The sequence below is a fragment of the Rhodopirellula sp. UBA1907 genome, from assembly GCF_002337565.1.
GTDB lineage: Bacteria > Planctomycetota > Planctomycetia > Pirellulales > Pirellulaceae > Rhodopirellula > Rhodopirellula europaea.
Genome location: NZ_DDGH01000023.1, coordinates 88,438 through 101,682, shown reverse-complemented (window position 1 = coordinate 101,682; position 13,245 = coordinate 88,438). Strand labels below are relative to the sequence as shown.

The following is a 13,245-nucleotide window of genomic DNA, read 5'->3' as shown; positions in this document are numbered from 1 at the left end:
TGAATCACAGATTTTGCAATAGGAGGAAAACCAGAATCTCATTCGGGTTTCCACGAATGCGGTTTCTGATCCCCTCAACAGCCGGCAGCACCCAATCAAGCAACAACGGCTTCCCGCCGATGTCGGCATCCCCCCCATCTAAGCGAGAATGTCTCCGGTTTCGCTATTTAGCGCGATACTTTCAATCTGAGCAAGTGTTAACAAACGGAACTGCGCCGCCTTTGGGGATTCTCGGCCCGTTATTCGCGAAAAAAGGCTCCCATTTCTTCGCAATCAAGCGTGCACTTCGATAGACCGCACGCTAATATGCTCAAAATGAAGCACGCCCGGCTTCATCTTTGAACCCGGTTAAACCAGGGCGAATCTGTCAATTTTGATTCAATTGAGGTTTTTATGAAGTCACGCTTTTCCCGCCCTCGCGGTTTCACCTTGGTGGAATTGCTTGTGGTCATCGCAATCATCGGCGTACTTGTCGGATTATTGCTCCCGGCCGTGCAGGCCGCCCGCGAAGCTGCCCGTCGGATGAGTTGCAGCAACAATTTCAAGCAAATTGGCTTGGCAATTCACAACTATCACTCGGCATACAACCAGATGCCAATCCATGGAGCAGGTACCTACGTCCCAGGCGGTCGTGACCTTTGGGATCAACCAAGCCCGGTTAACGGGTACACCGGCACGTCAAACCACCGTCTATCGATGCTGGTTGGTCTTACCCCTTACATGGAACAACAAGCGTTGTGGGAGCAAATCAGCAACCCACTGGCGATCAACACGAATGGAAGCGTCCGCAATCCACCATGGCAGGCGATGGGACCGAGACCGGACGAGCTTCAATACCCACCGTACGCAACTGACATTCCTACCCTGCGTTGCCCTAGCGACCCCGGGCTTGGACTTCCCGCTTTGGGCCGGACCAACTATGCAGCCTGCACAGGTGATTCATCGTATCGTTCCCGCGATCCATATTTGAACGTCAATGAATTTTCCGATGACGGAAGCGTCACATTTCCCTACACCCCAAACAGTGGAACTTCGCAGCACTCCAATGCGGCGCACCGCGGAATGTTTGTGCTCACTCGAGGAATGAAGTTTCGCGACACAATCGATGGCCTGTCGAACACCGTCATGTGCGGTGAAATCACGACAGACCTGGGTGACAACGACGCGCGAACATCACTGCCTCGCGGTGATGGAGTGGGCGTCACCGGCGAACGCCAGAACTGCCACCTAAATCCGTCGTTCTTGGAAGCAACCCTTGACCCAGAGCGACCACAATTCTGGATCCCAGGACTCAACATCAACCCAAACTGGGGCCGTGGATACCACTGGCACGACTGCATGCCAGTGTATAGTCAAATGCACACCATCCTCGCACCAAACAAACAGATTTGCACAGACGCGGCAGGAGCTGCTCACGGCGACTTGGTGGCAACCGCATCAAGCCGTCACCAGGGCGGCGTTCACGTTCTGATGGGCGATGGAGCCGTGAAGTTCATCACAGATTCGATTGAAGCTGGCAACTCCCAAAACCCCGTTGTTTATCTCAACGGTTCTGCTGCGAACAACAATCAACCGGGAGGCAAAAGCCCGTTCGGTTTGTGGGGAGCACTGGGATCACGGGGTGCTCGAGAAGTAATCGACGGCGAGTTCTAGTCGCCGAATCCGTTTAAAGATAACGACTACGTCATAATCTTTCATGCATTAAAAAACAGCGTCGCTCCACTTGAGGGAACGACGCTGTTTTCGTTGACACTGAACCAAATCACTAAATTCGGAACTCACTTAGGACCGTTGTAGTCACCCAATGCTTTCGCATCTTCTTCTGCCTGCGCGTTGTAGGCATCGATCTTAGCTTGATCAGCATCTTCCAAGACATTTGTGGACTCGCCTGAAGAACAACCGGGCATCGCCAACAATAAGATCAGACACATGCCACAAAAAAAACGGATCATTATCTACCTCGTTTGCATACAAATCTTTCATCCCAGTAAAACTGGCCAATACCAATCATAAACATTCCGATCAGATTAGAACAGTGAGAGCCCAAACAAAAAACCTCTTCACGAATGCTCATCATATTGCACCATCAACCGTCGGGTCTACTCACATCATTGCAAACAAGAGACCAGGAAGGATTGATGCGCCGACTCCGCATCTCTCACCCCAACTATCTACACCTAACAATTGAGACAAAATTCGAACTGTCCACCTCACGCCCCATCGCGAATAAGAATCTGCATAAGATCCGCCAACTGCTTTTCGTTTGATCACCCTGACAACAATAGGCTTTGACACTCGAACAGCAAGCTTCTCTGTCCTGCAAAGAAAACCATAGCGCAATACCATGTAGTGCAATCTTGCCCGCCATCCAATGAATGCGAAAATCACCCCACCAGGGAGCCGGCACTGGAGCCCACTCCAAAACACTGTTTTTCGTCCTCACACGCTGATGAGCAAACAAGATGAACATTCGTTTTTCGACAGTACTTGCATGCTTTATCTCACTTGCAGGCTGCACCAACCTACCCATCTTTAAAATCAACCATGCATTTTCGCAGTACTTAGGACAGGCAACATTTCAAGAACCCAGCAGCCCATCGCCGGGAGTACGCACTTCCATGACGGGACTTGCCACGGCATCCTGGTATGATGGAGACGAATTTGACGAAGATGAATATGACTGGGAGACTGAGTGCCTGTACGAAACTGCTGGCGACGAAGATCCTGAATCAGGGATCAGTGCTTATTTACTATCGAAAAGCCGCGCGAAACGAGCATCACCTTCCACCAGTCCCATCACCGACGTAGAGCACGAATCACAGACTGAGTTCATCGCGGAAGCGACCAACACTGGTTATGCTCAAACACATGTTTCCGCTATCGCCGACGTCGACTATGAGGTCCTCGCCCCTTCGAGCACCGTAGTAGTTGCATCCGGGACCCTCCAATTGAGAGTCGACCATCTATATGATCTCTTAACCACCAACTTCTCCGGATGCGGAACCGGCGAACCTCAATGGACCCTAATAACTGGAAACATCGAAGGGAAGGCAAACAACCACGTAGTCTGCGGCCTGTCGTTCATTTACTACGACAATGTTGATCAGGTTCTTGGCGTAGGCGAAACGATCCTGAGCCGCCAGGCCTACATAGACTCCAATGGAAGCCAAAAGTACCGCCACGAACTGCAGGTTGGTGGAAGCCAAAAGACGTTTCCCTACGAGGAAGTTGTCGACACCAGCAAAGCCTATCGCTTGGCCACTGCGACAGATTCTTTTACCGATGTAAACTCGCCATATGAGTCTACCAAAATGAGCAACGTTTACTGCTATGGTAAAGCTACTGCAATCGCGAACTACTATAGCACCACACCCGCTTCCAACATATCGTTGCCAACATCTACCGCGACCATTTCGGTGGACTCGAGCTATAGCCTCGAAGGCTGGAGCTATGATGAGATTGCGAACCTACTTTTCGTAGACGAATGGGATGGACTCACCGACCCGAACTAAACATAGGTTGCGTGCACGCATTCACGAAACTTTCGCTCGTCGCTCGCTCAGGCATCTTGACAAGCTGAACGGGGAAGTGAACTCGCTAAAGGCCTTTGCATGAAGCTGGCCTGGGAGCACACATGCTTTCCGTTTATTTGTGTCAGCTATTAGGAAACAGTGCGTCCAGCGTGAGCTGGCTCCAGGTTTCCAGGTGTTCGCGTTCTTCGCGAAGTTGTTTCACGGACACGAACTGGCCTTCGGCGAGCTCAGGTTCGTTGCTGGAAACGAGCGGTTGTTCCAGGATGAATCGGTGGACAACTCCTAGGTGCACCCGGCCAACTTCGTTGCTCGGGTCATATAGCAAACCTTCTCGCTGATCCACGTAGGGTGCTCCGATCGTGACTTCCTCTTCCAACTCACGACGCATGCCGACGGTGTACGGATCTTCTTCGCCGCCGGCGTCTTCCTGACTGATGTGGCCACCGACACCGATGCTGCGTTTGGCGTGCAGACGTTTTTCACCCGAGCCACCACCGCGAGTGTATTGAAACCATTTGACCTCCCCGTCAGCCGGGTCTGTCCACTGCATCACCACGTAGGGAATCAATTGCTTGAAGCTTGGATCGAGCTCCATCGCACCGCGCGGACGATAAGACAATTCGTCGCTGGCGAGAATAGGTTGCAGGAATCGATCCACATTGCGATCAAACCCTTCCAGGTGCCCAATCGTTTCGATCAAGGTCGCGGGAATGACGAGGACGTGTTCTTCGGTGGTGGCGTTGGAGGACATTCTGCAATCGAAGTCGTGGACAAGCTGGAGGTTTCAAACCAACCGAGGCCGTGAATCGGCTCCCGATTGGTCGCTGGCAGTGTAACGAATTCTCGTCAGAGCGAATCCCGTCGAGGCCGGCGATGCTGCCGAACCAAACCGCTGACGTAGCGATTCCCATCCACGAAAAAACGCAGTGGCAATTCAGCGGACTGGGAAATTCCGATCCGAGTCGTGGTGGTGACACGGCTGCTCGAAATTTTGGGCCCAGCGAAAACACGCCAGTTCCGATCGAGAATCGGATCCACTCCGTCGCACGACCGGTCAATCGCGAGGGATTGGCATAGACGCCCGGGGCCCGTCGTCAGCGATCTGCCGTCGGTTGTTTCCGATGGATCGAAGCCTCGATGGTGGATCATTCGGTCGATACCCCAAACCGGCTGAAGAGCCCGGATCAAAACCGCCGAACCGCGCCCGACCGATTCGGTGACCAGATTCACGCAGTGCTTGGCATGAATCGGATAGACATACAATGTGCTGGGCCGTCCGAACATCGATGCATTCCCGGGTTTCTCACCTCGCGCGCTGTGACTCGCAGCGTCGCGACTGGACAGGTAGGCTTCGGTTTCTACGATCCAACCTCCAACCCAGACTCCCTCGATTCGTCGAGCGAAACCGCAACCCAACAACTTGGGAGCAACGACAGCGGGTCGACGGTCAAAAAACTGCGGCAGCAACGACCGCGTCAATTCCCAATCGATCCGCCGATCTCCTTCGTCATCCACACGGAACTGATTTCGTTTTGCATCATTCATCAAAACAAACTTATCGCGCGCGTTGGTTGATGCCCATCGATGAGGCTCCGATTCCCAACGGGATGATGATCGTTGACTCGGGCGTGATCGCTTCGATTGGATCCTTTCAGGATTCGAAGATCGATGGTGAGCTGATCGACCTTGGAGACGTCGCTATTCTGCCAGGTTTGGTCAACGCTCATACGCACCTGGAGTTCAGCGACCTTGCGAAACCCGTCGGACACGCCGGCATGGAATTGGCCGACTGGATTCGCGAAGTCATCACGACCCGAGGGATGGTCGATCACCAAACGCGACAACAAAATGTTCTCAGAGGACACGGAGAAGCAATTGCGTCAGGCACGCAACTGATCGCGGACATCGTGACCACGCCGCTGGAAACAATCCCAGCCAACACGATCGCATTCGCGGAAGTCCTGGGACTCAGCCAGGAACGGGGCGATGAACGAATGGCGAAGGCCGAACAACATCTCGCCAACAACGCATCGCCCGATTCGCGATGCGACGTCGCTGCCATCAGCCCGCATGCTCCGTACTCGACACCGCTGCCGTTGATCGAGCGGTGCGTAGAAATTGCAAAGCAGCTCAACACGACACTCGCCATGCACGTCGCGGAATCACCTGCCGAACGGGAGTTACTGAGCAACGGGTCCGGCCCGTTTGCCGAGTCATTGCGAACACTGGGATTGCCGGTCGAAGCGTTCTTTCCCTGGACGGAAGCGAATCCAATCTCGCACCTGATTCAGTTGCTCGCCGACTCACCTCGAGCGTTGATTGTGCACGGAAATGATTTGACCGAGTCCGAAATCGAGCAAGTCAAATCGCACCCGAACTGCAGCATCGTGTACTGCCCGAGAACGCATCATTTCTTTCAGCATTCCAAGCATCCCGTTGCAGAATTGCTAGCCGCAGGAATCAACGTCGCGATCGGGACCGATTCACGTGCCAGCAATCCTGATCTGGATCTTTGGGGCGAGGTTCAGCACCTACTCAAGCATCGGCCTGACTTGAACCCAACAGACGTGCTCCGCATGGCGACCGCCAACGGTGCGGACGCGTTGGGACGATACGCGACCCACGGACGGTTGGCCGCTGGAATGCCAGCCAACTTCATCACCGTCGCAACAGAAGCAGACCGAGTCGATCAGCTTTGGTCGGACTTCTCAACCTCATCCGTGACGTCTTCTTCGGTGTCTTCCGCCGCTCGGCCAGCACCCCAGAGTTGAACCGCGTCGTAAAGAGCGTGAGCGGTGATCGGGATCAGCAGATTGCCAGTCACGATCAACAAAACACCAAAGTACAAACCCATCAATGCGGTGACGACGATGTACAGTTTGGTGATCGGATGGAACATCCCGAATGCGAACGAGGAGACCAGCCAGGCGGCGGTCAACTCCCATCCACCGACGCGAGACCACCAAGCCATCAGACCTTCGTCCGGCCAAGCAAATTCGGTGACCGAGTTGGGCAAACTTCCCAGCCATCCGCCATACGCCCACCATCGCGACGGGGCCTCTAAATCGGGAGCGAGCGACGCGACGTCTCCGGCCAGCCACGGCAACAACCAACCACGAAACAAGAGTTCTTCGCCGACGCCAGCACACAAACTGATCGCGAACAACTCCCACGCGTTCAGTCGCAGCATCAAGCCGATCATGGGATGATCGCTGAGCTTGTCGAGCTCTTCGATGGCCGGGTGTTTGATTCGCCGCAACACGGCAACGAATAACACCAATGGAATGGTCGCAACGATGCCCAGCCCAATTCCGCCAATGACCGCGGACGAAGCGACTTCGTTCAGCGGCGGAACCAGTTCACGAGCACTGGGACCGAGCAGGTATCCGAGAATCAACGCCAGGGCACCCAAGCCGGCTTCGACCGCGACAGCAGTCCGAAAGACATCGTCCGGGGTTTGTTCGTCGTCCGCGTTGGTTTGCGTCACACGCCTCTCTCAGGATGGGCTTCGGTGTCGGTAAGGATTGAACAACAAGTAGTTCAAGTGGCGATACAGATCACTGGAATTCAGCAACTCGGTGTGACGTCCTTCGCCGACCAAGTTGGGGCCATTGAGCAACATCACCCGATCACATGAACGTAACGTCTTCAGCCGGTGAGGCAACATGACCACCAACGAACCAGCATCCGCGAGTTCTCGCAGCGCGTTCAAACAGGGATCTTCATTGACATGCTCGGTCGGCGCAGGGGGCTCTTTCGCGAGCACAATCGGCGGCCGGTGCAACATCGCCCGTGCGATCCCGACCGCGTAGCGAACATCGGTCCCGAGCGAATCCGAATCTTCGGTCGCTCCTAAATTGGACCCCGGTTCGATGATCGTCTCCAGGCCGTCAGGCAAGCGAGTGATTCGCTCGTAGATCCCAAGTCGCTCGAGCGTTTCGACCATGTCACGGTTGTCGACACTGCGGTCGACTCCCGCCATTAGGTTCTCCCGCAACGAACCTTCCCAGAGCGGCCCATCGGGACCGATCCACATCACATTTTTGGCAAGGGCTTGCGGGTGAACGTCGAGCAATGAGATACCATCGATCTGAACCTTGCCGCGATGCGGACGACCAAAGCCCATCAACAATTCCAACAGAGCTCGCGTCGAGACGTCTTCAGTACCCAAGAAAGCCACCAGAGACTTGGGCTGCAGCGACAAACTCAGATCGCGCAAGATGGCCTTGCCCGAAGAATCTTGAAGCGACACATCTTCCATCGTCACGCAATCGCGAAGACCGCCCAGCCCAACACGTTGCTCGCTCGGCGACGCTTCGCTGTTGGGCTGCAGATACAAATACGCCGATTCACAAGCTTTGCTGCTGCGGCGAAGTTGACGATTCAGTTCGCTCAATCGAGCAGCGGCCAAGGCTGCACCGGTCAACGAAAGACCAAGTACCAACGCGGACGGAAGGCTCAAGCCTTGTTCGCCTTGCAACGTGTTCAGGCCCAGCCCCAACAACATGACAGCAATGGCAACGCCACCGGCCATCATCATCACTGGCCACAATCGACCTCGACGCGCGTCATCGCCCGCAATCCGACGATCCAAAGCTTCTAACTCTGCTTCGTAGGCTTGATCGGCCAAACCACCGGCCTGCAATCGAGCCATCATAGGTGCGTCGCCGATCAAACCGATCAAGCGATCACGAATTTGTGGGATTTCGAATCGGGACAATTCCAACCAATCTGGATTGCGAAGCTTGGCGTACAAACGCCACAACGCCACGCCACTGATAACCGCGAGAATCGCGAGCCAAACATTCACCAGCAGTGCAAGCGTCACACACCCGATCAACATCAGCACGCTTCGCGGAATGGACCGATACCACAGCGACAAACCGCGTCCGACTTCGGGCAGGTGACGACCGATGATGATACGAGCTCGTTCACGCTGAGCCGCGGCGCCTTCGACTTCTGCGCGACGCAAGCTTTGCTTCAGCGTTCGCGAATGCAACATCTTGATCACTCGCCGCGAGCGAGCGTCTGCTGACCGCCGGTGCAACCAAACGGCCAAACAAAAGACCGCCGCGATTGCCAACGACAATCCAACCAATCCAAACAGCTGCGTGACTTTGCTTTGGGCCAGAAAGAACTCCGGCACGGGGATCGACAGGTGCGTCCCCAGGCGAACCGGCGACTGCGTCAGCCCATCGCCTTCATCGACCAGTGCCGCGATGATGCCAAAGACCAGCACCAAGATTGGAATGATCAAACCCGCGATAGCGGCCCAAACCAAATGCAGGGGCGCGCCCGCTGCTTCGGGTTCGCGACGTGGTTGTTTCAGACTGGAAAAGCGATTCACCGTTGCGAGCCTCGTTGGATATCTAGCCACCGTTCGTTTGTCATCCCGACCGCATTTGTTGCGATCGACGATCCGTCACGACCGGTCACCGTTATCCTCAAACGAGTTTCCAATGCAACAGATATGGCGATCAAGCCAAATCGCGATCTTCGAACAACAACATCGCAACCATCCAAATGGCAATGACAAAGACCACAAGATAGTTGAACGCGGCGGCCAAGTAGATCAGCGGGATGGCATTTCCCGCATCCACCGCCGCCTGGACGTTGAATGAGTTCAGGTTGGGGACCACGACCGCTATCAATTTACCAACAAATCCGACCAGCTCGGTGTTTTCCCTCGCGGAAGCGACCAGCGGACTGAGCAGGTTGCCGACAACATAGATCGCGAAACAGGTGATGAAGTTCGCCAGCAGCGGCAAACGAGTCGCCAAGGCCACCGCGATTCCTCCGATCGCCATCGTTTCCATGAAGTACAGCCCCAAGATCGGAAGCGTTGTGATGATCTCTTCGTGACCGACTTGCCATGGCGGTTGCTGCTGGCTCGTTTCGCGAGCGTCATAGATTGGCTTGTACGACATCACCACCAACAGAACAGCCGCCAAAATCACGAACAGCACCAACACGGCCAACATGATTCCGGTGTACTTGCCCAAGATGAACGAACGTCGACTAACTGGTTTACTCAGCACAGTCAAAGCGGTCCGGCCATCGATTTCGTCGCTGACCGATGTTCCCGCACTCCAAACGGCGAGCAACATGCCCAGCACCATGATCATGGTCACGCCGCTGTCCTTCAGCAGGCGAATGTCATCACCCAGCGTGTTGAACGGGAAAATCCCAAACAGCAGCACGGCAAAGATACCGATGGCCAACAGCAACAGATAAAGCGGCTGAGCCATTTCGTTTTTCGCGGTCGACAAAGCCAATGCCCAAACACGCGGTGCAGCTTGTCGCATCGCCATGAAGCCCGTCAATGTCAGGAACAACGCGACAGCGGAGAAAACAATCGACGAAGCCTGAGGGATCTGCGGCAGGTTCTTGAACGTGAACGTCACTTCAGCCGGGTCGATCTCTTGGTTGTAGATGTGCAGCTTGGCCGGATCACCTGGAATCGGTGGCTGCTCACGGTCTTGATATTTGTAGGTGACCGCTTCGGTGCTGCCTGGGTTCAATTCGATGGGAGCACGGCTGAAGGCTTCCGCTTTATCGGAGTCAGCCAGGAAGACTTTCTTGTCACTCTCAATCCGTAATTCGGCGACGTTCCGGAAGTTGTAGGTGATTCCGGCTGGCAAGAACTCGGGGATGTCTGGATCAGCCGAAGGTGCGATTGTCGCGACTTCGACCACCGTGCCGTCACCGACCAAGTTGACCGCGGGGACGCTTTCGAGAATCGCCATGGGCTTTTCAACAAACGGCGTCGAGCCCAAGCCGATCACGGCAAAGAGCCCCAGTGTGCCCAAGATGTACGGGATAACACCTTCGCCCAGAATCGACATCCACTCCGATCGAGTCCGGTGCCACATCCCGTAGATCAGGCCGAAGCCCAGAATCATTCCCAAAGTCACCAAGGGCAGGAAGAGCAATTGCCCGTTCTCACCGCCTTGTGGGACGTAGAAATAGCACAGCAACGCGGAGAAGATCGCTCCGGCAATCAGCGACAACGTCACGCCGCGTTTTGGGTCGTCGGCCAAATTCCCGAGACCGGGAATGAAGGACAATGCACTCAAGACGCCATGGATCACCGCGGTCACCAAAGCCCCCAGCAGCAAACCCATCGATAGCACCCAAATGGGCGTGACGAATACGGGCAACCACTTGCCGACCTGGGCCAGAGGGAGCAAACCCGATTCAACATCAGCAAAATCGGAGAACAGTGAAATAGCGGACCCAGCAATCATGCTTGGCGACTCGTGTCGAGAAAAGTACGAAATGAACCTTCGGTCAGGCTGCTACGTGAGACCAACTCATTTGGTTTGCCGTCGAGGCTCGGATTCAACGGATTTGTTGGCCGGCGTGATCAACTTGATCGAACGAGCCATGAAACAGCGAATCAGAAACGGCGAATCAAACCTTCGGGCTGGGCTTCACCCCGGGGGTTTTCTTGACCCCAACCCGAAAACCGCCGGTCGCTTTTAAATGCTGACGCAGTCGGGCACGGCAGTTCGCCGCAAACCTCGCAACCGTTTCGGTGCGGTAATCAGGGTAGCTCCATCGGTGATGAATCCAACGCCCACCAACATAGTTCAGGGTGACTTCCGCAAAGATTCCATCTCGCAAATAGATTCGGTGGTCGCGGTCTTTGATCGTCGCCAACACCAATTTGGCTTGGCTGACGTACCCCGGATCCAAATTCAACGGCCGCGACTCGGGATGATCCGACAACGATGCGTATTCGGATTCCCATTCGTTGGTGACGTTTTTCCAGTCTGCCAATCCGGCTGGATCCGCGAATTGGGCAATTCCGATCAGCTCTTTGGTCAGCCCATCGCCCATTTCAGGCTGGTAAAACCCGCCGGCTTCGAACGGACTGGGCTCACCTTTTTCGCCCAGCTCGCCCCAACGTTCTGCCAATCGTTGCTTTGCCCACTGACGAGCCTCCTGGTGCCGTGAGATCACGGCGCAGAAACGGACCACCGGTTCGATCAATCGAATTTCACTCATTCCGTCACTGTTATCCTTCGTATCCTTCGCAACCCGGTGTCTTCACTTGCCTGGTGCCTTCACCTGCATCGCCAACAAACTCCCGACCAACCATCCGATCTCGGGCGGGCGGTCGATCTTGGGTGGGCCCTCGGATATTGAGCGAGACAGGGCAGGGGTGTCAATCGATCGATCCCGGCCCCAAACACGGACTACCGCAAGCCGAAGCGAATGATATCCTGATCCGCGAAACGAGCATGATTTGCCTGAGGTTTCCTCCACACGCAACCATCGCTTTCCACCTTCATCCAACAGGCGACGAGTCAACATGCATCCTTGGATCGCGGATCGAACGGCCTCCTTTGATAGCAGCGGAATTCGAAAAGTTTTCGATCTCGCTGCGAAACTGAAAGACCCGATCAACTTGTCCATCGGGCAACCGGACTTTGATGTCCCCGAGGAAATCCAGGACGCGACCGTCGATGCGATTCGATCCGGAAAAAACGCTTACTCGCCAACCCAGGGTATCGCGCCGCTACGTGAGAGGTTGCTGGCGGAGATCAACGCCAAGTATCCCGGCCAAAACCGCGACGTCTTTGTCAGCAGCGGCACCTCAGGCGGTTTGGTCCTTTCGCTGCTGTCGATGATCAATCCGGGCGACGAAGTCATCTTCCTGGACCCCTATTTTGTCATGTACCCGGCACTCGTCAGCCTGTGCGGTGGCATCCCCGTGACGGTCGATTCCTACCCGGACTTCCGCTTGGATCCAGCGAAAATCGAAGCCGCGATCACTCCCAAGACCAAGATGATCCTGGTCAACAGTCCCGCCAATCCGACGGGTGTGACCGCGTCGGAGCAAGATCTTCGGGACGTCGGTGAATTGGCGGCCAAGCACAACATCGCTTTGCTGTCGGACGAGATTTACAGCCGGTTCTTCTACGATGGCGACTTCGCCTCTCCCGCGGCGACCAACCCCGACACCATCGTGATCGATGGTTTCAGCAAGTCGCACGCGATGACCGGATGGCGAGTGGGCTACGTCCACGGACCGCCCGAAATCATTGCGACCATGCTCAAGATCCAGCAATATTCGTTCGTCTGCTCGCCTCAGCCCGCTCAATGGGGAGCCCTCCGAGCGATGGAGGTTTCGCTGGACGGCCACATCGACGATTACCGCCGAAAACGCGACTTCATGGTGGAACAGCTGGCGCCGCACTTTGAACTAACCAGCCCCGGCGGTGCGTTTTATCTGTTCCCGAAAGCCCCCGGCACCGAAGGCGGGACGGCATTCGTCGAACGAGCGATCGCCGATGGTCTGCTGATCATCCCCGGCAAGATTTTCAGCGACCGCGATTCTCACTTCCGCGTCAGCTTCGCGGCCAGCGATGACACGCTGCGTCGCGGTGCCGAACGCCTGATCAAGCTGGCTGGCGACAATCGCTGACCGATTTGTTAGCCTGCTGCGTTCCCAACGCAGAAATTTCCTACTTTCAAACATCCCTGATCGAGTTTTTGCATGTCCGCCGATCCGACCCAAAATCATCGTCTGGCTACCCGTGCTCTCCATGCCGGACAAGTCGCTGACCCAACGACCAAAAGCCGCGCGGTGCCGATCTACGCCACCACCAGCTACCAGTTCGATAGCACGGAACACGCGGCGGCCCTGTTTGGCCTGGCTGAATTTGGCAACATCTACAGCCGGTTGATGAACCCGACGGTCGAC

General features: G+C 55.4%; 12 protein-coding genes. 5 read left to right on the top strand and 7 right to left on the bottom strand.

Going from position 1 to position 13,245, the window contains the following annotated elements; all coding sequences use genetic code 11:
- Positions 1-393: 393 nt before the first annotated feature.
- Positions 394-1,653, top strand: coding sequence for a DUF1559 domain-containing protein (locus tag B2R17_RS05510; protein WP_286763177.1), 1,260 nt, complete (start codon positions 394-396; stop codon positions 1,651-1,653).
- A gap of 125 nt (positions 1,654-1,778) precedes the next feature.
- On the opposite strand, the gene B2R17_RS05505 is transcribed toward B2R17_RS05510, so the two are convergent.
- Positions 1,779-1,952 (bottom strand): hypothetical protein, encoded by a 174-nt coding sequence (locus B2R17_RS05505; RefSeq protein WP_286763176.1) that lies wholly within the window; start codon positions 1,950-1,952, stop codon positions 1,779-1,781.
- Between the two features lie 510 nt (positions 1,953-2,462).
- On the opposite strand from B2R17_RS05505, the gene B2R17_RS05500 reads away from it, so the two are divergent.
- Positions 2,463-3,512 carry a hypothetical protein gene (locus B2R17_RS05500; protein WP_286763175.1) on the top strand — a complete coding sequence of 350 codons (1,050 nt, stop codon included), beginning with the start codon at positions 2,463-2,465 and terminating at the stop codon, positions 3,510-3,512.
- A 142-nt stretch (positions 3,513-3,654) separates the two neighbouring features.
- Here B2R17_RS05500 and B2R17_RS05495 read toward each other — a convergent pair whose 3' ends face one another.
- Complete coding sequence (locus tag B2R17_RS05495) at positions 3,655-4,284, bottom strand: phosphoesterase (RefSeq protein WP_286763174.1); 630 nt, start codon at positions 4,282-4,284, stop codon at positions 3,655-3,657.
- Positions 4,285-4,379: 95 nt separating this feature from the next.
- On the bottom strand, positions 4,380-5,078 hold the full coding sequence (locus B2R17_RS05490; RefSeq protein WP_286763173.1) for a DNA-3-methyladenine glycosylase: 699 nt from the start codon (positions 5,076-5,078) through the stop codon (positions 4,380-4,382).
- On the opposite strand from B2R17_RS05490, the gene B2R17_RS05485 reads away from it, so the two are divergent.
- Complete coding sequence (locus B2R17_RS05485; RefSeq protein WP_286763172.1) at positions 5,066-6,304, top strand: amidohydrolase family protein; 1,239 nt, start codon at positions 5,066-5,068, stop codon at positions 6,302-6,304. The genes B2R17_RS05490 and B2R17_RS05485 overlap by 13 nt on opposite strands.
- Here B2R17_RS05485 and B2R17_RS05480 read toward each other — a convergent pair.
- The 4 genes from B2R17_RS05480 to B2R17_RS05465 all read right to left on the bottom strand — a co-directional run bounded on the left by B2R17_RS05480 (position 6,223) and on the right by B2R17_RS05465 (position 11,543).
- Positions 6,223-7,020, bottom strand: a complete 798-nt coding sequence (locus tag B2R17_RS05480; protein ID WP_286763171.1) for a CPBP family intramembrane glutamic endopeptidase — start codon at positions 7,018-7,020, stop codon at positions 6,223-6,225. The genes B2R17_RS05485 and B2R17_RS05480 overlap by 82 nt on opposite strands.
- A 9-nt stretch (positions 7,021-7,029) precedes the next feature.
- Complete coding sequence (locus tag B2R17_RS05475) at positions 7,030-8,880, bottom strand: ATP-binding cassette domain-containing protein (RefSeq protein WP_286763170.1); 1,851 nt, start codon at positions 8,878-8,880, stop codon at positions 7,030-7,032.
- A 130-nt stretch (positions 8,881-9,010) separates the two neighbouring features.
- Positions 9,011-10,780: an ABC transporter permease gene (locus B2R17_RS05470; protein WP_286763169.1), complete on the bottom strand. Its 1,770-nt coding sequence runs from the start codon at positions 10,778-10,780 to the stop codon at positions 9,011-9,013.
- A 166-nt stretch (positions 10,781-10,946) separates the two neighbouring features.
- Positions 10,947-11,543: a DUF4416 family protein gene (locus B2R17_RS05465; RefSeq protein ID WP_286763168.1), complete on the bottom strand. Its 597-nt coding sequence runs from the start codon at positions 11,541-11,543 to the stop codon at positions 10,947-10,949.
- Between the two features lie 307 nt (positions 11,544-11,850).
- Between B2R17_RS05465 and B2R17_RS05460 the strand changes: the two genes are divergently transcribed.
- Complete coding sequence (locus tag B2R17_RS05460; protein ID WP_008667880.1) at positions 11,851-12,966, top strand: pyridoxal phosphate-dependent aminotransferase; 1,116 nt, start codon at positions 11,851-11,853, stop codon at positions 12,964-12,966.
- Positions 12,967-13,038: 72 nt separating this feature from the next.
- The coding region (locus tag B2R17_RS05455) for a PLP-dependent transferase (protein WP_286763167.1) at positions 13,039-13,245 on the top strand (207 nt) is incomplete at its 3' end.